Source organism: Rhizobium sophoriradicis (genome assembly GCF_025200795.1).
In the GTDB taxonomy this organism is placed as follows: Bacteria; Pseudomonadota; Alphaproteobacteria; order Rhizobiales; family Rhizobiaceae; genus Rhizobium; species Rhizobium sophoriradicis.
Genome location: NZ_CP104152.1, coordinates 2,894,278 through 2,914,469, shown reverse-complemented (window position 1 = coordinate 2,914,469; position 20,192 = coordinate 2,894,278). Strand labels below are relative to the sequence as shown.

Below are 20,192 nucleotides of genomic sequence, written 5' to 3'. Positions count from 1 at the left end.
CGGCTCCGCTGCCGCGGAGCTCGGGAGGGGAGCATCCATGCCGTCAATCAAATCCGATATCGAAATCGCGCGTGCGGCGGCCAAGAAGCCGATCTTCGAGATCGGGGCGAAACTCGGCATACCGGTCGAGCAACTCGCGCCTTACGGTCACGACAAGGCCAAGGTCAGCGCCGAGTTCATCGCGGCGCAGGCGGGCAAGAAAGATGGCAAGCTGATCCTCGTCACGGCGATCAACCCGACGCCGGCAGGCGAGGGTAAGACGACCACGACCGTCGGGCTCGGCGACGGGCTGAACCGGATCGGCAAGAAGGCCATCATCTGCATACGCGAGGCTTCGCTCGGTCCCTGCTTCGGCGTCAAGGGCGGAGCGGCCGGCGGCGGTTATGCGCAGGTCGTGCCGATGGAGGACATCAATCTGCATTTCACCGGCGATTTCCATGCGATCACCTCGGCGCACAATCTGCTGGCGGCGATGATCGACAATCACATCTATTGGGGTAACGAAGAGAATATCGACATCCGCCGCATCGCCTGGCGGCGAGTCATGGACATGAACGACAGGGCGCTGAGAAGCATGGTCTCCTCGCTCGGCGGCGTCGCCAACGGCTTCCCGCGCCAAGGCGGGTTCGACATCACCGTCGCCTCCGAGGTGATGGCGATCCTCTGTCTCGCCACCGACCTGAAAGATCTGGAGCGGCGGCTCGGCGATATCATCATCGGCTATCGCTTCGACAGGACGCCGGTGCATGCGCGCGACCTGAAGGCCGACGGCGCCATGGCGGTGCTGCTCAAGGATGCGATGCAGCCGAACCTGGTGCAGACGCTGGAGAACAATCCCGCCTTCGTGCATGGTGGCCCTTTCGCCAATATTGCCCATGGCTGCAATTCGGTGACGGCGACGATGACGGCGCTGAAGCTTGCCGACTACGTCGTGACGGAAGCAGGTTTCGGGGCGGATCTCGGCGCCGAGAAATTCTTCGACATCAAATGCCGCAAGGCCGGGCTGAAGCCGGATGCGGCGGTCATCGTCGCCACCGTCAGGGCGCTGAAGATGAATGGCGGGGTGAAAAAAGAGGAGCTCGCCACGGAAGATGTCGCGGCGCTGAAGAAGGGCTGCGCCAATCTCGGCCGGCACGTCGCCAATGTGCGCCGTTTCGGCGTGCCCGTAGTCGTCGCGATCAACCATTTCGTCTCGGACACCGATGCCGAGATCGCGGCGCTGAAGGAATTTGTCTCACGGCTCGGCGCCGAGGCGATCCTCTGCCAGCACTGGGCGAAAGGTTCGGCCGGCATCGAGGAACTGGCGCATAAGGTAGTGGAACTCGCCGAATCCGGACAGGCGAAATTCCAGCCGCTCTATGGCGACGACATTTCGCTGTTCGAGAAGATCGAGATCGTCGCCTCGAAGATCTACCATGCCGGCGAGGTGACCGCCGACAAGGCGGTGCGCGATCAGCTGCAGACATGGGAGGAACAGGGCTACGGCAAGCTGCCGGTCTGCATGGCGAAGACGCAATATTCCTTCTCCACCGATCCAAACCTGCGCGGCGCGCCGGAAGGACATATCGTTCCAGTGCGCGAGGTGCGGCTTTCGGCCGGCGCCGGTTTCGTCGTCGCCATTACCGGCGAAATCATGACGATGCCCGGCCTGCCGAAATCACCATCGGCGGAGCGGATTTTCCTGAACGACCAGGGCTATATCGAGGGGTTGTTCTGATCCGTGGAGGGCTCGTTCGGAGCTTGGCCCAATATGTGAAATAGCGTTCAGAAGCTCTTCGGCCATCGCTGAGATGTGTGCAGGATTGTCAGAATTTCGATTTCTTTTTTTGTCGCCCGATAAGCGACAATATAGGGATATCGCTTAGCACCATCTCCCGTGTGCCCGCACGCGGCCAGCTTTTCCCATCAATGGATGATCCGGCAGGCTTTCCACGATGGATCGGATACGGATGATCACCCTGCTCGCTGCGCCAGGATCGTGACGGGCGATGTACGCGCCGATATGATCAAGCCGGGCGAGCGCCCTGTGGGTCCATTTGATGCGCAGGCTCATTTTCTGGAAGGGTTGCTAGCATATTTGGACAGAACGGCGGCGACCTCCTCATCGGAGGCGAAGTCACCTTGATCGGCTTCGCGAACTGCGGCTTCGATTTCCGCAAGCTGCCACTCCTCGCGCTCGATGAATTCCTCGATCGCCATGGCCGCCACCTGGGCCGGCGAAAGCTTTCGCTTCTCGGCAAGGCGATCCAGACGGGAAACCGTTGAATCGTTCATCTGGAAGCTCAACAAGGTCATGATAGGCACTCCGCCGGTTCTTCATGCTGAAGTTTAGTGACTGGACGACCTGATTCAAGCGGAATCGCAGACGCTTGAATGATCAATGGCAGTAGCGATAGCCGCCCTTCCTTTCCATCACATCGAGATGGAAATGGGTCTCGTGGGCGGCGTCGCTTTCGGGGTCCAGCACGGTGGTGAAATAGATGCAGCCGGCGGCGCTGACGGTGCGCTGGAAGGCGCCGGTCAGCGTCGGGTCCTCCCGGCGGGAGCGGACGGCGACGTCTTCGCCTTTCTCGAAATGGAAGCTTGCAATATCGATGGCATTGCCGCGGGCATGCTCGGAGATCTTGCCGGTTTCAGCGCCGTTGCGCAGACGGCACATATAGGACGTTGCCTGGTTGACGGTCGTGAGGCGCCTCTGTTCCGGCAGGGCGGCGGAGGCGGCCGGGATGACGCTATCTTTCAGCCAGCGGGCGAGAGCGAGTGCCGCCGGGCAGCGGATCGTCGCCTCCGGCTTGAGCGCAATGCCGGGCAGGACTTCGGAGACGATGATCGGTTTGTCGATGCCACAGCCGTTGCCGTCGTCGATGCGCGGCGTGTCCTTGAAGACGACGCCCAAGGCTCGGAGTTCGGCCGTGCATACTGCGTGTTCGGTGTCGCTTTCGGGTTCGATCGTCAGATGCTGCTCTTCGAGCGTCTGCTCGGCAGGCGGCTTGTTCTCCTCCGCCGGCGTCTGCGGGCTTTTAAGCCCGCCCGGCGGCAGCGGCGGGCCTTGCATCGGTTCTGCCGGCTCCGGCTTTGCCGGTTCCGACTTTCCTGGTTCGGTTTGGGGCGCCGATGGCTGGTCAGCCGCCGGTGTCTCCGGCTCCTTCACATCGGGCTTCGGCTGCGGCGCGGGCACATCCGCCGGCGCGGGTGGTTCAGTGTTGTCGGGAAGCGGAGTAGGACTGGTTGCAGCCCCGGTGTCGGGTCGAGGTTGGGGTAAGGGACCATGCGGGGGCAGGCGGGCGCCAGCAAGAAAGGCGGTAGCGGCGAGAAGGATCGCCAGTATCGAAAGTTTTCTCAACGCATCCGATTCCCTGGTGTCGATAGCGGAAGGGATAACGCATTATGGCGGGTTTCGTTGCAATTGCGCAACGTCCTGGAAGATCATTAAAACTTGAAAATAATCTTCAACATAAATTGGTCGATTATGTTGACAATGTTTCTCATGTTTTTTATGCGGCAAAAAGAAGGCGGATTTCTGCTCCGTCTTATCCGCAATAGCCCAGCCAGCCCATCGAGCGTTCGACGCGCCACGACCAGCCAGCCCGGTAATCATTTTTAGAGGGTAGGTTATGATCGTCCGGCATTGGCGCTCGGTTCTATTGGTCTGCACGGCAGTTGCAGCTGTTCTTCCTGTTTCGCAGTCTTTCGCGCAAAGCGCTCCGGTCACGACGCCGGAAGCCACGTCGGATGACAGCACCGTGCTGCAGAAGATCGTCGTCAAGGGCAAACGCGTGGCGCCGGGCAGCGTTGCCGATACGCCGCTCGCGACCGAGGTCACTGCCAAGCAGCTGGAAGAGAAGCAGGTCACCAATTTCGACGATATCGGCCGCAGCGTCGATGCGGGCGTGAACTATTCGCGCGCTGATGCGGGCTTCAACTTGCGCGGACTTTCCGGTGCTCGCATCCTGACCACGGTCGACGGTATTCCAATCCCTTATATTTCGAACAGCTCGCGTCAGGGTGCTTTTGCGCCTGCCAACGCCAATGGCGGCGGCGACACTTTCGATTTCGATTCGCTTTCTTCGCTCGATATCGTGCGCGGCGCGGATTCGAGCAAGGGCGGTTCGGGCATGCTCGGCGGCGCAATAGTGCTCAATACGCTGGAACCGGAGGATCTGATCCCTGAGGGCCGCGACTGGGGTGCGATCGTCAAGTCGACCTATGATAGCGAAGACAGGAGTTTTTCCGGCTCGGCTGCCGCTGCCAAGAAGATCGGCGGCACCTCGATCCTGTTTCAGGGCGGCTACCGCAAGGGCCATGAGCGGGCGAACATGGGCAACAATGACGTTTACGGTGCTCTTCGCACCGAGGCGAATCCTGCCGATTTCGATCAGAACAATCTGCTCTTCAAGCTGCGTCAGGAGCTGGAAGGCGGTCATCGCATCGGCTTGACGGCGGAACGCTTCCGCCGCGACCTGGAAACCGACCTGCGCCACCTTCAGGGAGGAACCAGCCCTCGCAATTTCATGATCGACAATTACGACGGTCGCGAACAGCGTGACCGCGATCGCGTATCGCTCGACTACGATTATGAAGCGCAGTCTTCCGACGCGTTCTTCAGCAGTGCGCGCGCCACGCTTTATTGGCAGGATTTGAAGAAGGAGGCGGGCAGCGGGGGCCGTTCGACCGCCAATGTTGCCTATGGCCGCAACAACGAGGTCGAAAACGAAACCTGGGGCTTCAGCGGCACGGCGACGAAGGATTTCGAATATTCCGGCCTCAGCCACTCCGTTCGTGTTGGCCTCGATGTCGGCGTCTCCAGCTGGAGCCAATATAGCTGGGCTCTGTGCCCCACGTCGACGACTTGCCCGTTGCTGAACAATCAGGCGGAAGTGCCCAATGTGGACAGCCGGAACCTTGGGCTAGTTGTCGAAGACCAGATCGAATTCGGCAATACCGGCTTTGCGCTGACACCCGGCTTCCGCTTCGACTGGTTCAACTACGATCCCTCGACCGGCGGCGGCTTTTCCAACAATACCGGCCTTACTCGTTTCGGCGATCTTCGCGACCGAACGGAAGCCGCCCTGTCACCGAAGATCCTTGCGACATATGACCTGACGCCTGATGTAGAGCTCTACATGCAATTGGCGGTCGGCTTCCGTGCGCCCACCGTCGACGAACTCTACAGCCGCTTCTACAACCCCACTGGCCGGTACGCCCAGCTCGGCAACCCTGATCTGGAGCCGGAGATCGGCCGCGGCATCGAGGTCGGCGCCAATTTTGACACGGGCGATGTTACCGGAAGGGTCGCGCTTTTCCACACACGCTACCAGAATTTTATCGAGACGGTGACGAGCGTCGACGCGACCGGCTTCACGGAGTTCAATTACACGAACGTGGCAGCGGCGACGATCTCGGGTATCGAAGCCAGCGCCGCCAAGACGTTCAACAACGGCATCAATCTGCATGCGTCGCTTTCCTATGCCTATGGCAGGAACGAGGAGACCACGCAGCGTCTGCGCTCGGTGACGCCGTTCAAGGCGATCGTCGGCGGCGGCTGGAGCAATGAGACCTTCGGCTTCGACCTTTCCTCGACGCTTTCGGCCGGCATGCTGACCGACCACCTCAATACACCCGTCAGCAACACCGCCGACTCGACCTTCGATGCGCCCGGCTATGCGATCGTGGACCTGACCGGCTGGTGGACGCCGGAACAGCTGCCGGGCCTGCGCGTTCAAGCGGGTGTCTACAACATCTTCGACCAGGAGCACTATAACGCGCTCGCCGTGCGCGACGTCAATCTCAGCTCGGCGACGGCGTCGCAGCCGCGGGAGTGGTATTCCGAGCCGGGCCGCACATTCAAGGTCTCGCTCACCAAGACCTTTTGAGTCAGTTATGTCCTTCAAGGCTGGGGGAGGGGCGGCTTTCGGGCCGCCCTTTTCATTCGTGCGATCGCCTCTTGCGCGGCGGCTGATCTCAGGCTAACAATTTTCCATGATCAAGTCTTTGAACATTGCTGTTTGGTGGTGGGCTCGCTGAGGCGGCCTCGACCAATCGTGTCCAAAGACGACGACGAGCGAGCCGCCCGAAACTTCGAGGCGGCTTTTTTGTTTTATCGCCGCCTGTCGTCCGGGCCCGATAACGGAGTGGAACTATGGTAACGATCCTGCGGGATGATGGTGCGGAAATCTACGAGACCAAGGGCGGGATAACAGTCACGCGGCAGCGGCGGGCGATCCCCTACAGTGACGCGGTCTCGTCCTATGTCGACAAGCTCGATGAGCGTCGCGGCGCGGTGTTTTCGTCGAACTACGAATATCCGGGCCGCTATACGCGCTGGGATACCGCCGTCGTCGATCCGCCGCTCGGCATCTCTTCCTTCGGGCGTGACGTCTGGATCGAAGCCTACAACGAACGCGGCGAGGTGCTTCTTGGCTTCGTGACCGAGCGGCTGAAGGCGGTACCCGACCTCGTGCTCGGCGCTTCCTCCGCCCGCCGCCTCGACCTTTCCGTCAAGACGCCGGACCGGGTGTTTACCGAGGAGGAGCGCTCGAAGATGCCGACGGTCTTCACGGTGCTGCGTGCCGTCACCGACCTCTTCTATTCGCAGGCGGATGCGAGCCTCGGGCTCTACGGCGCCTTCGGCTACGACATCGCCTTCCAGTTCGACGCGATCGATCTGAAGCTGACGCGGCCCTCCGACCAGCGCGACATGGTGCTCTACCTGCCGGACGAGATCCTGGTCGTCGATAACTATGCCGCGAAAGCCTGGATCGACCGCTATGATTTCGAGAAAGGCGGCGTGACAACCGAGGGCAAGGCCGAGCAGATCGCGCCGGAGCCTTTCCAGCATACGGTTGCCATTCCGCCGAAGAGCGACCATCGGCCCGGCGAATATGCCGAACTCGTCACCAAGGCCAAGGAGAGTTTCCGCAACGGCGATCTGTTCGAGGTCGTGCCGGGGCAAAAGTTCATGGAGCGCTGCGAAAGCAAGCCTTCCGACATTTCGAAGCGGCTGAAGGCGATCAATCCGTCGCCCTATTCCTTCTTCATCAATCTCGGCAATCAGGAATATCTGGTCGGTGCCTCGCCCGAAATGTTCGTGCGCGTCTCCGGCCGTCGCATCGAGACCTGCCCGATCTCTGGCACGATCAAGCGCGGCGACGATCCGATCGCCGACAGCGAGCAGATTCTGAAGCTTTTGAATTCCAAGAAGGACGAGTCCGAGCTGACCATGTGCTCGGACGTCGACCGCAACGACAAGAGCCGTGTGTGCGAACCGGGTTCCGTCAAGGTGATCGGCCGCCGGCAGATCGAGATGTATTCGCGCCTCATCCATACGGTCGACCATATCGAGGGGCGGCTGCGCGACGACATGGACGCCTTTGACGGTTTCCTGAGCCACGCCTGGGCGGTGACCGTCACCGGCGCGCCAAAGCTCTGGGCGATGCGCTTCATCGAGAGCCATGAAAAGAGCCCGCGCGCATGGTATGGTGGAGCGATCGGCATGGTCGGCTTCAATGGCGACATGAACACCGGCCTGACGCTGCGCACTGTGCGCATCAAGGACGGCATCGCCGAAGTGCGGGCCGGCGCGACGCTGCTCAACGATTCCATTCCCGAGGAAGAGGAAGCCGAAACCGAACTGAAGGCCTCTGCCATGCTTTCCGCCATCCGAGACGCCAAGACCGGCAATTCCGGCAAGATCCAACGCGACGTCGCAAGCGTCGGCAAGGGCGTCAGCATCCTGCTCGTCGACCATGAGGACAGTTTCGTCCACACGCTCGCCAATTATTTCCGCCAAACCGGGGCAACGGTTTCGACCGTGCGCACGCCGGTGCCGGAGGAGATTTTCGACCGGCTGAACCCGGATCTGGTCGTGTTGTCGCCCGGACCTGGGACGCCCAAGGATTTCGACTGCAAAGCGACGATCAAGAAGGCGCGGGCGCGCAATCTGCCGATCTTCGGCGTCTGCCTAGGTTTGCAGGCGCTCGCCGAAGCCTATGGCGGGGAACTGCGTCATCTGGCACTGCCGATGCACGGCAAGCCCTCGCGCATCCGTGTGCTGGAGCCGGGCATCGTCTTCTCCGGCCTTGCCAGGGAGGTGACGGTCGGCCGCTATCACTCGATCTTCGCCGATCCCTCGACGCTGCCGGCCGAGTTCATCATCACGGCAGAGAGCGAGGACGGCACGATCATGGGCATCGAGCATGCCAAGGAGCCAATCGCCGCGGTGCAGTTCCATCCGGAGTCGATCATGACGCTCGGCGGCGATGCCGGCATGCGGATGATCGAGAATGTCGTGGCGCATCTGGCGCGCAAGGTGAAGACCAAGGCTGCCTGACGGCCATTCTGTCCGCCCTTCCCGCCAGCGGGAAGGGCGGTTGACTTTATCGGGCAAATCAGAACATTTCCGGAACGATCAACCAGGAATTATCGCTGTGGCCAATGCCGAGAAGTTTATCGTGCTCCCTTACCGCAAGAACCGCGGCAATCTCGTGCCCGGCGAAATGCGCCAGGCATCGAATGCCGTCAGCGCGGAAAAGATCGCCTCGGCGATGGCCGAGCGTTTCGTCGGCGTCGCGGCCTATGCCGTGATCGTGGATGAGGAGACCGGCGACATGACCTCGCCGCGATTGCTTGCACGCCATGGCGAAATTGCCGACCTCAACGCCGCCTGAGGCGTGATTTTCTGATGGAAACCTCGCTCTACCTGCCGGTCAAAGCCTTCCTGGAGGCGGCCGGTTACGTGGTCAAGGGTGAGGTCGGCGGATGCGATCTCGTGGGTTTAAGCGACAGCGAGCCGCCGGTCGTGGTCGTGTGCGAACTCAAGCTCTCCTTCAATCTCGAACTGCTGCTTCAGGTGGTCGACCGGGCGTCGATGAGCGACGAAGTCTGGATCGCGGCCCGCGTCTCCGCCAAAGGCCGAGGGCGGGAGACCGACCGGCGCTACCGCGACCTCTGCCGGCGCCTCGGCATCGGCATGCTCGGCGTCTCCGATGGCGGTGAGGTCAGCATCATCGTCAGTTCGGTCTCGCCGATGCCACGCACCAATCCGAAGCGGCGCTCGCGCCTTGTCAGGGAGCACCAACGCCGCCGTGGCGATCCGGCCGTCGGCGGCGGTTCGCGCGCACCGATCATGACCGCCTATCGCCAGCAAGCGTTGCTCTGCGCCTCGGCTCTCGAGCAGGGGCTCCAGCGGCCGCGGGAGATGAAGGCGCTTGCGGCCAATGCCGGCTCAATCCTGCGCGACAACGTCTACGGATGGTTCGAGCGCATCGAAAAGGGCATCTACACCCTGACGCCGGCAGGCCAGGCCGCCCTCTTGCGCTGGCCGCAGCCTGTCGCCGATCCCGCTTCTGATCCCGTATAGTTTGCTGTAGCTGCGTTCTAGGCCGGGCGGTAACAGCTGTGAAGGATGCGTCATTCTCTTTGACAAATCCTTCATCATCGCCCATATCACCCTCAACTGGGCCGCCTGCGCGACATCGCGTGGGCGGTTTTGCGTTTCAATGGCTTAGACCCTGCAATTCATTCGCAACCGCAGGAGGACGTTATGAGCGACGACGGCAATCTTACGGTTCGGAAGCTGGCGATGTGGGGGATCCCGCTGTCGCTCGGCGTCATGGGGCTGAAGATGGCGGCCTGGTGGGTGACGGGCTCGGTGGCGCTGCTGTCGGACGGGCTCGAATCGACGGTCAACGTCGTCGCGGCCTTCCTCGCCTTCTTCGTCATCCGCTATGCGCAGAAGCCGGCCGATCACGACCATCCCTTCGGCCATCACAAGGCCGAGTATCTGTCTGCCGTCACGGAGGGCGTGCTGATCGTCGTCGCCGCCCTGCTGATCGTCAACGAGGCGATTGGCTATCTCTCCGAGCCGCGCATGCTCGACGCGCCGGTGCTCGGTCTGGCGATCAATCTGGCAGCCGGCCTTATCAACGCTGTCTGGGCGCGGCTGCTGATCCGGGCGGGCCGCAAACATCGCTCGGCGGCACTCGCCGCGGACGGGCAGCATATCATGTCCGATGTGGTCACTTCCGTCGGCGTGCTCGTCGGCCTGCTGCTGGCGCTGGCGACCGGCTATGCGATTTTCGACCCGGTGCTTGCCATCCTTGTTGCCGTCAACATTCTCTATCAGGGCTGGAAGGTGATCTCGCAATCGATCGGCGGGCTTATGGACCAGGCGGTCGAGCCGCAGGAGGAGGAGGCGATCAAGCAGGCGATCGCCACCCATGCAGCGGGCTCGATCGGCGTGCATGATCTGAAAACCAGGCGGGCGGGCACCGTTACTTTTATCGATTTTCACATGGTGGTGCCCGAGGGAATGTCCGTGCGGCAGGCGCATGATATATGCGACCGCCTTGAGGATGCCATTAGGAGAGTGCATGAGGGCGCCAAAATAGCCATTCATGTGGAGCCGGAGGGCGAAAAGGCCCATGGCATCCGCGTCAAAGTCGTCAAGGAGGCATGATGCCGAATACAGATGTTTCCAGCCTGTCGATGCTGGGCCAGCAGACCGAAACCGCGAAATCGCCGGAAGAGGCAGTGCTTGAAAAAGTACCGTCCAACCATGCAGGCACCGACTACGTGGTGCGCTTCACGGCGCCTGAGTTCACCTCGCTCTGCCCGATGACCGGTCAGCCGGATTTCGCCCATATCGTCATCGATTATATCCCGGGCGAATGGCTGGTGGAATCGAAGTCGCTGAAGCTGTTCCTGCATTCCTTCCGCAACCACGGCGCCTTCCACGAGGACTGCTCGATCTATATCGCCAAGCGCATCGTCGAGCTGCTCGATCCCAAGTGGCTGAGGATCGGTGCCTACTGGTATCCGCGCGGCGGCATCCCGATCGACGTCTTCTGGCAGACGGGCCAGCCGCCGGAAGGCGTGTGGCTACCGGAACAGGGTGTTGCCACCTATCGTGGCCGTGGGTGAGCTGCGGTCGGGCAAAGCCCGAGCAATCGATCCAGTGAATCGATTGCAGCGACGAACGCCCTGAGCCCAAGCGAAGGGCCGGGCGAGGGTGCGGCAGCCGCTGTCCTTGTCTGACCGCTGGCCGTTAACGCTTCAGCGCTCGTTCTCAAACATCGGTGACATCATCCCCGGACGAGTCATCGCTGTAGTCGTCGCCATTGTCGTAATCCGCCTGCTGCAGATTGTCGTCGTCGTTGTTATTGCCGGCATTGTCGGATGCCTGGCGGGTGTCGTCATTGCCGAAATAATTGTTGATGACGGTTTCCTCAGTGGGCGCGCTGGCGTTGCCGAAAGGATTGGCGCCGAAGGGCGAGCCCCAGCCGAGCGAGGACATGTGGTTGCCGAAGATGCCGCTCAGCGAGTTGGCGAGCAGCATGCCGCCGGCAACGCCCGCTGCCGTGCCGAGCGCGCCGCGCAGGAAGCTGCCGCCGGCCGACGGCGCATAGGCCTGCTGGCTCCAGGGGCCGGTCGGCTGCTGCTGGCGAGCGCTGCTGTCATAACCGCGGGGTTCGTCATGGCCGCGGGAGGGCTGGCCCCAGGGACCGGGATTGGCAGGACTGGACGGAACCGGGGCGGGCTGCTGCGTCTGGGTGTTGCCGAAGATCGAGCTCAGGAAACCGCCGCCCTGTTCGGCCTGGCGGTGTTCACTGCTGGCGGCTTCCAGCTGGCGGACGTGTTCCTCGAGTTCCTTGATATGGTTGGCGGCCGCCTCCAGCCCTTTTTCCTGAACGATCACGGCCTGAGCCAGATAATAGGTGGCGGAGGGCTGTTGCCGCGTCGCCTGGTCGATCAGGGCCTCGGCCTCGCTGTCGCGCGGCGTGGCCGCAGCGGTGCGCACGCGGTCGAACAGGGCGGTCAGCAGTTGACGTTCTTCGGGTGACATGTCTTGTCTCCTGTTATTTCGTACGGCTCTGCCGCGTGAGGGGTGAGGTAGGAAGCGATTCAGGCTTTTCAAAGCCTTCCACCGTTACATTTCAGTAAGGCTTGCGGAACGGCGCGCGGCTTCTTAAGGATATCTCCACCGCTTCGGTGCCTTGTGTTTTTCCCGCATTGTTTTAGGCATTGAGTCGCACTATGTGCGAGGAACCCGAATTCATCTCCGAGAGGTTCGAATGAACGACGAAGAACAGGACGACAAGACGAAGGAACTGCCGCTCGGCAAGGAAACGGAGGCGAATCTTTTCAAGTCGCGTTCGATCTTCATCTATGGACCGATCAATCAGGAACTGGCGCAGAAAGTCTGCTCGCAGCTCGTGGCGCTTGCCGCAGCCAGCGAAGACGACATCCGCATCTATGTCAATTCGCCCGGCGGCCATGTCGAATCCGGCGATTCCATCCATGACATGGTCAAGTTCATCAAGCCGAAGGTATGGATGATCGGCACGGGCTGGGTCGCCTCCGCCGGCGCGCTAATCTATGTCGCCGCTCCGAAGCAGCAGCGCCTCTGCCTGCCGAACACGCGCTTCCTGCTGCACCAACCGTCGGGCGGGACGCGCGGCATGGCGTCCGACATCGAGATCCAGGCACGCGAGATCATCAAGATGAACGAGCGTCTGAACAAGATCATGGCTGAAGCCACCGGCCAGCCGCTCGACAAGATCGCCAAGGATACCGACCGCGACTATTGGCTGTCGGCCGAAGAGGCGAAGGACTATGGCCTCGTTTCGCGGATCGTGACGTCGCAGGCCGATATCTAAGTTTTCCGAGTCGAAGCTATTGAGAGCCGCCCTTGCCTGTGATCGCAGGCGAGGGCGGTTTGTTTTTCGGGCAAGGCAAGACTGATGGCCCTCGAAGACTAGCCGCTGGACGGAAAGGCCCGAATCCGGACTTGCGCGTGGCGCAACCATCATGCTCCATGCGCCATTCCCGCAGCTCGCGAGTCCGCCATGCTCAAAGATTTTTCTGTCCAGGCCCTTTTCATGGGCCTGCTCACCGCTTTTGTCGGTTCCGCCAGCTCCTTCGCCGTCGTGCTGCATGGTTTGCAGGCCGTCGGCGCGACAGAGGTTCAGGCGGCCTCGGGACTGATGGCACTGTCGATCTCCATGGGCGTCTGTGCGATCGTGCTGAGCGCCGCGACGCGTTTGCCGATCAGCATCGCCTGGTCAACGCCGGGTGCGGCGTTGCTGGCAAGTACCGGGCCGGTTGAGGGCGGCTTCAATGCCGCGGTCGGAGCATTCCTGATCTGCGCCGTGCTGATCGTCATCGCCGGGCTGTTCAAGCCGCTTGGCCGGGCAGTCGCCGCCATTCCTGCGCCGCTTGCCAACGCGATGCTATCAGGCGTGCTGATCGGCCTCTGCTTTGCGCCGGTGAAGGCAATCGGCTTCAATCCGCTGTTCGGCCTGCCGATCGTTCTCGCCTGGATCGTCGTCGGCGCCTTCAAGCGGCTCTGGGCAGTGCCGGCGGCACTCGCAGCATTCGTGCTGGTGCTGGCCTTCGGTGTCGATATTCCCGACAGTGCATTCAGTTCGCTGCAACAGTCATTGGTTCCGGCTGGGGAATTCGTCCGGCCGGTGTTCAGTCTCGCCGCTTTCATCTCGATCGCGCTGCCGCTCTTCATCGTCACAATGGCCTCGCAGAATATTCCCGGCATCGCGGTGCTGAAGGTCAATCATTACGATCCGAAGCCCGGTCCGCTCTTTGCCGTCACCGGCTTCTTCTCGTTGCTTTCGGCGCCGTTCGGCGGCCACGCCGTTAATCTGGCTGCGATCACAGCTGCCATGTGCGCCGGGCAAGACGCCCATGCGGATCCGAAGCGGCGCTATTGGGCGTCGCTGATCGCCGGCGTTGGTTACATCGTCCTCGGGCTGCTTGCCGGCGCGGTGACGGCCTTCGTCGCCCTGGCGCCTCCCGTTCTAATCGAGGCGGTGGCGGGGCTGGCGCTGGTCGGCGCCTTCTCGTCCTCGGCAATGTCGGCCTTCCAGGCGCCGGAATCGCGCGAGGCGGCAGCGATCACCTTTCTCGTCACCGCATCCGGCGTTTCCTTCGGCGGCATTTCCGGCGCCTTCTGGGGCCTGGTCGCGGGCGGACTGATGCTCGCGCTGTCACAGCTGGTGAAGGCCTGGAGAGACCGAACCCAGCCAGGATAAGGCAAGGCGTCGCATTGCCGGACAAACAACCCCGGTTCGGGAGCGACCAAAAGCCGGGGCGAGGGCTTGCCAGCTTTGCTGGCCGAGGTTATAAGCGCGGCCATGAAGAGCTCTGGCGCCAAGATTTCCGACACGATTGCACGCGGCCGCATCGCCCTGCGTGACGTATCGCGCGCCCTGACCTCGCTTCTTCTCCTCGGCCTTACGCGCGGTTGCCGGGTCCTTTGAGGAGCGCCCGGCGGCCGAAAGCCCGCCCGGCCATCGCTCCTCGCGACTCACTTTCACAATTGACCTAACGACCGACGAAGGTCCGCATTTGTTTATCGCCAAGCCCGATGCGATCGGCTAAGAGGCGGGACAAATGCCGGGACGAGGAGACAAGACAATGGACAACACCACCAGCCGATCCTCCGCAGGTGCCAAGGGCATGCCCGAGGCCGCGCTGAAATACCGGCCCTATCCGCAGGTAAGCATTCCCGACCGCACCTGGCCGACGAAAACAATCACCAAGGCGCCTGTCTGGTGCTCGGTCGACCTGCGCGACGGCAATCAGGCGCTCGTCGATCCGATGGGCCATGACCGCAAGGCGCGCATGTTCCATCTGCTGCTGGAGATGGGTTTCAAGGAAATCGAGATCGGTTTCCCCTCGGCTTCGCAGACCGATTTCGACTTCGCCCGTTGGTGCGTCGAGGAGGGCAATGTTCCCGCAGACGTTTCGTTGCAGGTGCTGGTGCAGTGCCGGCCTGAACTCATCACCCGCACCTTCGAAGCGCTGGAAGGGGCAAACCAGCCGATCGTGCATTTCTATAATTCGACCAGCGAGTTGCAGCGCCGCGTCGTTTTCGCCAAGGATGTCCAGGGCATCAAGCAGATCGCCGTCGACGCCGCCAAGATGATCACCGATATGGCCGCCAAGGCGGGCGGCGGCTACCGGTTCGAATATTCTCCCGAGAGCTTTACCGGCACTGAGCTCGAAGTGGCTTTGGAGATCTGCAATGCCGTCATCGAGGTGGTGAAGCCGACGCCCGACAACAAGCTCATCATCAACCTGCCGTCGACCGTCGAGATGGCGACGCCGAACGTCTATGCCGACCAGATCGAATGGATGTGCCGCAACCTCGACAACCGCGAGAACCTGATCGTCTCACTGCATCCGCATAACGATCGCGGCACCGGCATCGCCGCCGCCGAACTCGCCTTGCTGGCGGGTGCCGACCGCGTCGAGGGTACGCTGTTCGGCAATGGTGAGCGCACCGGCAATGTCGACGTGGTGACCATGGCGCTCAACATGTTCACGCAAGGCATCGATCCCGGCATCGACTGCTCGAACATCGAGCGCATCAAGGAGGTGTTCGAATATTCGAACCAGATGGCGATTTCCGAGCGTCACCCTTATGTCGGCGAGCTGGTCTATACGGCCTTCTCCGGTTCGCACCAGGATGCAATCAACAAGGGCATGAAGGCGGCACAGGTCGCCAACGATCCGGTCTGGGAAGTGCCGTATCTGCCGATCGATCCGCGCGATGTCGGTCGCTCCTACGAGGCGATCATCCGCATCAACTCGCAGTCCGGCAAGGGCGGCATCGCCTATATCTTGCAGCAGGATTATGGGCTCAACCTGCCGCGCAATCTCCAGGTCGAGTTCCGAGAGGACATCCAGCGCATCACCGACGTGGAGGGCAAGGAGCTTCCCTCGAAGCGCATCTATGACCGCTTCATCGAACGATACGTGACGCAGCCCGAAGCGCGCCTCAAATTCGTCGATCACCACACTTATCCCGATACGGAGCGCAAGGGTCAGCGGATCGTCGCCGCCGAGATATCGGACAATGGCGAGATCAAGCGCATCGAAGGGCGCGGCAACGGTCCGATCGACGGCTTCATCAATGCATTGTCGCATTATCTCGGTATCGAAATGTCGGTCGAGGACTATTCCGAGCACTCGCTGCAGCACGGGTCGAACGCGGCGGCGATTTCTTACGTCGAGAGCTCGTATCCAGGAGGCAAGCTCTTCGGTGCCGGCATCAATACCAACATCGTCGCGGCCTCGCTGGAGGCGATCGTCTCGGCCGCCAACCGGGTGCTCGAGGTGAAGGCCGGCAAGGCCTGATCAGATAGGCTTCAGGCCGCGATCGCTTCCTGCGGCGCGGCCTAAGGATGCAGTCCAATATCGCTAGCGTCGTTCCGCGCCTCAGCGTGGCGCTCCGGTCAAGGATGCCCTTCGCTTGGGCTCGGTGCATTCGCGGCCGCTCACCCCCTCATCCGCCCTATCGGGCACCTTCTCCCCGAGGGGAGAAGAGGGAATCGATACGTTGCGGCGTATCTCTTCTCCCCTCGGGGGGGCAGCTGGTGCCGATGGTCGACTTTGCCATGGTGTCACCTCATCTCCGCCAGCGGTAACCATTCGCCACAGAAGACAGCTCGCATCAGATCGCCGTGGCGATTTCCATGGCGAGCTGGCCGAGTGTCGCTTCCGAGGAGGGGCCCGCGAGTACGTAGGAAGTGCCGGCATTGTGCCAGGTTACCAGGCCGATCTCGTCCCTGATCGTTTCCTTGAAGTCATCGGTTTCCGGCGGCTGCGCGTCCTTGCGGAAGCAGATGGCGATGATGTCGCCGTCGGTATTGGAGTAGACGAGCTGGCCGACAGGGCGGTTGTCGACGAGAATGACGCGGGCGCCCTGGAAGGTCCATGCCTTGGCGCTGAGATCCGGCACGCGGAAGGGCACGCCGATCGCCGTCGTCAGCCAGCTGGAAATTTCCTCGGCCTGCGAGGCAGGCACTTCGACGAGGTGACGGGGCTGGCGGATCAGCAGGCGTTGATAGGCGGTGACATCGCCGAGCCAGTCGCTGGTATTGGCCGGCGCTGAGGTTGAGGTCGTGGTTGCGATTTCGTCCGCGTCCGGGGTGGTGCCTGCAAAGTAGCCGATGCCGCAGCCGAGGACGAAGAGGATGAGGGCGGCGGCCAGCGCCTGCGGGCCGCTCGGCGCCAGCTTCACCTGCGGGCGCGTGGCGCGCTGGGCGATCGGCGTCTTCGGCGGCTGCGTGCTCTTGATCGAGCGGACGAGAGCGAGCGGCACCGGCTCCTTCAGGACGTCGTCAAGGCGGCGGCGTCCGAAGTCGGCGCCGTGGCGCAGTTTTTCATGCAGCCGGCGCGCATTCTCGTCATTTGCCAGGCGCTGCTCCAGTTCGTGGCGCTGTTCGGGCGAGACTTCGCCATCGAGGAGGGCGGTGAGCTGGGCTTCGAGCGACATTTTCCTGAGATCGAGCAATTCAGTACCTGTGGATCGGGTGGGTGCCGGCAAGGCCTGCGAAATGCAGCCTTGCGGTGGCGAGCTGCGAGGCGACGGTTGCCGCCGGAATGCCCATGATGTCGGCCGCCTGCTGGTAGCTATGGCCTTCAACGTCGACGAGCAGGAAGATCGAGGAGACGCCGTCCGGCATATCGGCGATCATGCGATGAATGGCGTCGGGATCGACCGAGGCCGAGCGTTCGCGCGCGGCCTCTCTAATATCTGTGACGTTGCCGCGGACGGAAGCCTTAGGCTTGCGTTTGCGGCTGTCGTCGCCCCATTGCTGACGGGCAAGCGTATACATCCAGCTTTCCAGCCGGCCTTCGCCGCTCCACTGATGACCCTTTGAGATAGCCCGCTGACAGACGGCCTGGACAAGTTCGTCGGCCGCAGTCGCCTCGCCCGCGAGCGTGATTGCGAAGCGGCGAAGGCGCGGCAGAAGGCCGACTAGATCGCGGCGGAGGTCGATGGTCGTTGCGGGCTGACGCATTGTCTATCCAGGAGCACTCACAGTGTTTTCTCGGGCGACGCTTCCGCGATCGGACGCGAATCCGGCTTTATTGTCGCCGGTAATGCATGCGCTTTATGGAACAACTCTCCTCCACTTCGCAAGCAACCGGCCGTTTGCAGTCCCCTTTCCCAGGGAATTTTCGTAATCTAGCCCGCAAAGCTTGCGTCAATATGTCTTGTAGCCGTTCAAGCTTTGCAGCAGAGCGCGATAGGCCCAGGTGTCTTCGCCGCCGCGATCGCGGATTTCGACGAGCTGGACGCGGGCGCCCTGGATGTCTCCCTGCTCGGCCAGCGCCATGCCCATGTAGGAGCGGGCGAGGATGTAGTTCTCATCGGCCTGAAGCGCCTTGCGGTAATAGGACATGCCTAGCTCCATGCGGCCGGCTTTGCGGTTGGAATAGCCGAGATAGTTCAGGATGCGCGGGTCGTTTTGGTTGCGGGCGAGATTGAGCACGGTGATGGCGTTCTCATACTGGCCGGCATAGGCAAATTCGCGAGCGAACTTGTAGAGATCGTCGTCGTTGAAGCTGTTCTTTTTCGGCGTGACGCATTCCTTCTTGGTCTTGTCCCAGACCTTGCCGCCGGTGCAGGTCTTGGTCGTCTCGGTCTTCGGCGGCGGGTTGGTGTCGTCGTTGCCGCCGCCGACCGCGAAGGCGGCCGTGGCGATGCCGAAAGCGAAGCCGGCGGCCAGCGAGATTCTGCCAAGGCGATGGAAGGAGGAGATCATGAGCGGGCTCCGTTTGGCGATGCAGTTGCGCGGATTGTACGCTTACCGCCGAAAATACCAAGAGGGTAAGAAACCTCTATGGCAAATGTTGCGACGATGATCCGATGTCTTCGCAGATCGATTCAAGTACTGAATCAAAGGAGTCCGGATCAGTCGCTAAGGCGCGAAAATATCAACGCTTTCCGGAATCACCGCGTCGCCGGCCCGGTTCAGGCTGAAGCGCTCGCCGCTTAGCTCCCAGGCACCGGGAGAGCCGTCGATCGAGAAGAGGTTGTAAGCGGCGGCGGGCTTGATGCTGCCGGGTCCCTGCGAGGCCGATGCGATGCCGACGACGGGCACCGGCTGCACCTGGCCGCGCAGCCAGTGCAGCGTGTTCAGGTGTGTGTGGCCATGCAATACAAGTTCGGCGCCGCCGGTGGAAATCACCGCGGCGAAGCGGCGGATGCCAATCATCCGCTTGTAGAAGGTCGTGGCGCCGCGGATCGGCGGATGATGGATCATGACGACGCGGAAGAGACCAGCTTCGCCGGCCGCGCGCAGCATGTTCACCGTATCGCGGGCTTGGCGGGCGCCGAAGAAGCCGGAGGCGGCAAAGGGAGGGGTGGCGACCGCCGTCGAGCAGCCGACGATCGCGACTTTGCCGCGGACGCGCAGATAGGGAAAGATATGCCGGTCTTCCTGCCATTGCGCCGGGGCGAGATCGCCACGGACATAGTCGTACCAGGCCCGCATCGATTTCTCATAGGCGCCCGGCACATAGGCGTCGTGATTTCCGGGAACGACCGATGTTTCGGCGGGATCGCCGAGCGCGCGCAGCCAGGCGGCCGCGGCGCGGATTTCGATGCCGCTCGCCAGATTGACAAGGTCGCCGGTGACGGCCAGATGATCGGCCTGATGGGCACGGATGTCATCGAGCAGCAGATCGAGCGTGCTGCCGAAAAGGTGCTTGCGCCGATTTCGATGCCAGTTCACAAAGCCCGTTATGCGTTTTGAAAACAGCTCTTGAATGGAAAGACGGGGCAACGGCCCAAGATGGACGTCGGAAATATGCGCGAGCTTGAACATGCTACGAGACATAGACCAGCTTATTGACAAATCAAACACATCCGGCGCGATGAAGAGCTGAAACGGAGCAATGGTGGATAAAGAAAACCGGCCCCTTCATATCAGGACGGCCCTGCGCCTCCTGCATGTCTATTTCTCCTTCGCCCGGGGCATGACGATGGGTGTCAGAGCCGCCTGCTTCGATGCGGAGGGGCGGATTTTTCTCGTCCGCCACAGCTATGTCGGCGGCTGGCATATGCCGGGCGGCGGGCTGGAACGCAACGAGACGGTCGAGGAAGCGCTGACCAAGGAGTTGCGCGAGGAGGGTAACCTCAGGATCATCGGCAAGCCGCAGCTGATCCAGGTCTATTTCAACACGACAACCACCCGGCGCGACCATGTCGTGTTCTACCGGGCAACCGTCGAGCAGACGGCACCGCGCCCCCCAGACTGGGAGATTTCCGACAGCGGCTTCTTTTCTCTCGACAGCCTGCCCGAGGGTACGACCGAGGCGACACATCGCCGCCTCGCCGAACTTCGCGGCGAGCAGCAGCCCGACCATCGCTGGTGAAAGGC

At 61.9% G+C, this 20,192-nt stretch carries 20 protein-coding genes; 12 read left to right on the top strand and 8 right to left on the bottom strand.

The genetic code is table 11. The features are described 5' to 3' along the window. Positions 1-37 precede the first annotated feature (37 nt). On the top strand, positions 38-1,717 hold the full coding sequence (locus N2597_RS14515) for a formate--tetrahydrofolate ligase (RefSeq protein WP_038690449.1): 1,680 nt from the start codon (positions 38-40) through the stop codon (positions 1,715-1,717). A 144-nt stretch (positions 1,718-1,861) separates the two neighbouring features. On the opposite strand, the gene N2597_RS14510 is transcribed toward N2597_RS14515, so the two are convergent. From N2597_RS14510 to N2597_RS14500, 3 genes are all read right to left on the bottom strand, one after another. Then, positions 1,862-2,053 carry a type II toxin-antitoxin system RelE/ParE family toxin gene (locus tag N2597_RS14510; protein ID WP_010055438.1) on the bottom strand — a complete coding sequence of 64 codons (192 nt, stop codon included), beginning with the start codon at positions 2,051-2,053 and terminating at the stop codon, positions 1,862-1,864. After that, the gene (locus N2597_RS14505; protein WP_096762319.1) at positions 2,050-2,295 is read right to left on the bottom strand and encodes a CopG family ribbon-helix-helix protein; all 246 of its coding nucleotides are present in this window, start codon (positions 2,293-2,295) and stop codon (positions 2,050-2,052) included. The genes N2597_RS14510 and N2597_RS14505 overlap by 4 nt, the downstream gene beginning before the upstream one ends. Before the next feature lie 82 nt (positions 2,296-2,377). Further along, positions 2,378-3,379, bottom strand: coding sequence for an extensin family protein (locus tag N2597_RS14500; RefSeq protein WP_341356241.1), 1,002 nt, complete (start codon positions 3,377-3,379; stop codon positions 2,378-2,380). A gap of 8 nt (positions 3,380-3,387) precedes the next feature. Here N2597_RS14500 and N2597_RS14495 point away from each other — a divergent pair, with 8 nt between their 5' ends. The 7 genes from N2597_RS14495 to queF all read left to right on the top strand — a co-directional run bounded on the left by N2597_RS14495 (position 3,388) and on the right by queF (position 10,920). Next, entirely contained in the window at positions 3,388-3,543 is a 156-nt protein-coding gene (locus tag N2597_RS14495) for a hypothetical protein (RefSeq protein WP_183597076.1), read from the top strand. A gap of 101 nt (positions 3,544-3,644) precedes the next feature. After that, positions 3,645-5,873 carry a TonB-dependent hemoglobin/transferrin/lactoferrin family receptor gene (locus N2597_RS14490; RefSeq protein WP_341356240.1) on the top strand — a complete coding sequence of 743 codons (2,229 nt, stop codon included), beginning with the start codon at positions 3,645-3,647 and terminating at the stop codon, positions 5,871-5,873. 266 nt (positions 5,874-6,139) lie between these two features. Then, positions 6,140-8,329 carry an anthranilate synthase gene (locus N2597_RS14485; protein ID WP_183597080.1) on the top strand — a complete coding sequence of 730 codons (2,190 nt, stop codon included), beginning with the start codon at positions 6,140-6,142 and terminating at the stop codon, positions 8,327-8,329. Between the two features lie 97 nt (positions 8,330-8,426). Then, positions 8,427-8,666: a hypothetical protein gene (locus tag N2597_RS14480; protein WP_009992875.1), complete on the top strand. Its 240-nt coding sequence runs from the start codon at positions 8,427-8,429 to the stop codon at positions 8,664-8,666. A 14-nt stretch (positions 8,667-8,680) separates the two neighbouring features. Then, positions 8,681-9,358 carry a DUF2161 domain-containing phosphodiesterase gene (locus tag N2597_RS14475; protein ID WP_009992877.1) on the top strand — a complete coding sequence of 226 codons (678 nt, stop codon included), beginning with the start codon at positions 8,681-8,683 and terminating at the stop codon, positions 9,356-9,358. A 183-nt stretch (positions 9,359-9,541) separates the two neighbouring features. Next, a complete protein-coding gene (emfA, locus tag N2597_RS14470) occupies positions 9,542-10,456 on the top strand; it encodes a CDF family cation efflux transporter EmfA (RefSeq protein WP_077990008.1) in 915 nt (304 codons plus the stop codon). Next, positions 10,456-10,920: a preQ(1) synthase gene (gene queF / locus N2597_RS14465; RefSeq protein ID WP_039621288.1), complete on the top strand. Its 465-nt coding sequence runs from the start codon at positions 10,456-10,458 to the stop codon at positions 10,918-10,920. The genes emfA and queF overlap by 1 nt, the downstream gene beginning before the upstream one ends. Before the next feature lie 145 nt (positions 10,921-11,065). Here the strand turns inward: queF and N2597_RS14460 are convergent, their stop codons facing one another. Next, positions 11,066-11,842: a DUF2076 domain-containing protein gene (locus N2597_RS14460; protein WP_183597082.1), complete on the bottom strand. Its 777-nt coding sequence runs from the start codon at positions 11,840-11,842 to the stop codon at positions 11,066-11,068. Positions 11,843-12,071: 229 nt separating this feature from the next. Here N2597_RS14460 and N2597_RS14455 point away from each other — a divergent pair, with 229 nt between their 5' ends. From N2597_RS14455 to leuA, 3 genes are all read left to right on the top strand, one after another. Next, the gene (locus N2597_RS14455; RefSeq protein ID WP_183597084.1) at positions 12,072-12,656 is read left to right on the top strand and encodes an ATP-dependent Clp protease proteolytic subunit; all 585 of its coding nucleotides are present in this window, start codon (positions 12,072-12,074) and stop codon (positions 12,654-12,656) included. A 189-nt stretch (positions 12,657-12,845) separates the two neighbouring features. Next, the gene (locus tag N2597_RS14450; RefSeq protein WP_183597086.1) at positions 12,846-14,045 is read left to right on the top strand and encodes a benzoate/H(+) symporter BenE family transporter; all 1,200 of its coding nucleotides are present in this window, start codon (positions 12,846-12,848) and stop codon (positions 14,043-14,045) included. Positions 14,046-14,430: 385 nt separating this feature from the next. Next, complete coding sequence (leuA, locus tag N2597_RS14445; RefSeq protein WP_183597088.1) at positions 14,431-16,155, top strand: 2-isopropylmalate synthase; 1,725 nt, start codon at positions 14,431-14,433, stop codon at positions 16,153-16,155. Positions 16,156-16,471: 316 nt separating this feature from the next. Here leuA and N2597_RS14440 read toward each other — a convergent pair whose 3' ends face one another. The 4 genes from N2597_RS14440 to N2597_RS14425 form a co-directional block, all read right to left on the bottom strand. After that, positions 16,472-17,314, bottom strand: coding sequence for an anti-sigma factor family protein (locus N2597_RS14440; protein WP_183597090.1), 843 nt, complete (start codon positions 17,312-17,314; stop codon positions 16,472-16,474). A 1-nt stretch (position 17,315) separates the two neighbouring features. Continuing rightward, positions 17,316-17,825, bottom strand: a complete 510-nt coding sequence (locus N2597_RS14435) for an RNA polymerase sigma factor (RefSeq protein WP_039621278.1) — start codon at positions 17,823-17,825, stop codon at positions 17,316-17,318. 186 nt (positions 17,826-18,011) lie between these two features. Beyond that, entirely contained in the window at positions 18,012-18,572 is a 561-nt protein-coding gene (locus tag N2597_RS14430; RefSeq protein WP_183597092.1) for a tetratricopeptide repeat protein, read from the bottom strand. A gap of 156 nt (positions 18,573-18,728) precedes the next feature. Next, the gene (locus N2597_RS14425) at positions 18,729-19,637 is read right to left on the bottom strand and encodes a metallophosphoesterase family protein (protein WP_038690418.1); all 909 of its coding nucleotides are present in this window, start codon (positions 19,635-19,637) and stop codon (positions 18,729-18,731) included. Positions 19,638-19,707: 70 nt separating this feature from the next. Here N2597_RS14425 and N2597_RS14420 point away from each other — a divergent pair, with 70 nt between their 5' ends. After that, positions 19,708-20,187, top strand: coding sequence for an NUDIX domain-containing protein (locus tag N2597_RS14420; protein WP_096762332.1), 480 nt, complete (start codon positions 19,708-19,710; stop codon positions 20,185-20,187). The last annotated feature ends 5 nt before the right edge of the window (positions 20,188-20,192 follow it).

What these genes read in the sequence shown, in the direction of transcription:
- N2597_RS14425 (WP_038690418.1), bottom strand. Translation starts at nt 19,637, where the DNA reads ATGTTCAAGCTCGCGCATATTTCCGACGTCCATCTTGGGCCGTTGCCC.
- N2597_RS14430 (WP_183597092.1), bottom strand. Translation starts at nt 18,572, where the DNA reads ATGATCTCCTCCTTCCATCGCCTTGGCAGAATCTCGCTGGCCGCCGGC.
- N2597_RS14420 (WP_096762332.1), top strand. Translation starts at nt 19,708, where the DNA reads ATGGTGGATAAAGAAAACCGGCCCCTTCATATCAGGACGGCCCTGCGC.
- leuA (WP_183597088.1), top strand. Translation starts at nt 14,431, where the DNA reads ATGGACAACACCACCAGCCGATCCTCCGCAGGTGCCAAGGGCATGCCC.
- N2597_RS14450 (WP_183597086.1), top strand. Translation starts at nt 12,846, where the DNA reads ATGCTCAAAGATTTTTCTGTCCAGGCCCTTTTCATGGGCCTGCTCACC.
- N2597_RS14455 (WP_183597084.1), top strand. Translation starts at nt 12,072, where the DNA reads ATGAACGACGAAGAACAGGACGACAAGACGAAGGAACTGCCGCTCGGC.
- N2597_RS14505 (WP_096762319.1), bottom strand. Translation starts at nt 2,295, where the DNA reads ATGACCTTGTTGAGCTTCCAGATGAACGATTCAACGGTTTCCCGTCTG.
- N2597_RS14495 (WP_183597076.1), top strand. Translation starts at nt 3,388, where the DNA reads ATGGCGGGTTTCGTTGCAATTGCGCAACGTCCTGGAAGATCATTAAAA.
- queF (WP_039621288.1), top strand. Translation starts at nt 10,456, where the DNA reads ATGCCGAATACAGATGTTTCCAGCCTGTCGATGCTGGGCCAGCAGACC.
- N2597_RS14475 (WP_009992877.1), top strand. Translation starts at nt 8,681, where the DNA reads ATGGAAACCTCGCTCTACCTGCCGGTCAAAGCCTTCCTGGAGGCGGCC.
- N2597_RS14435 (WP_039621278.1), bottom strand. Translation starts at nt 17,825, where the DNA reads ATGCGTCAGCCCGCAACGACCATCGACCTCCGCCGCGATCTAGTCGGC.
- emfA (WP_077990008.1), top strand. Translation starts at nt 9,542, where the DNA reads ATGAGCGACGACGGCAATCTTACGGTTCGGAAGCTGGCGATGTGGGGG.
- N2597_RS14515 (WP_038690449.1), top strand. Translation starts at nt 38, where the DNA reads ATGCCGTCAATCAAATCCGATATCGAAATCGCGCGTGCGGCGGCCAAG.
- N2597_RS14510 (WP_010055438.1), bottom strand. Translation starts at nt 2,053, where the DNA reads ATGAGCCTGCGCATCAAATGGACCCACAGGGCGCTCGCCCGGCTTGAT.
- N2597_RS14460 (WP_183597082.1), bottom strand. Translation starts at nt 11,842, where the DNA reads ATGTCACCCGAAGAACGTCAACTGCTGACCGCCCTGTTCGACCGCGTG.
- N2597_RS14485 (WP_183597080.1), top strand. Translation starts at nt 6,140, where the DNA reads ATGGTAACGATCCTGCGGGATGATGGTGCGGAAATCTACGAGACCAAG.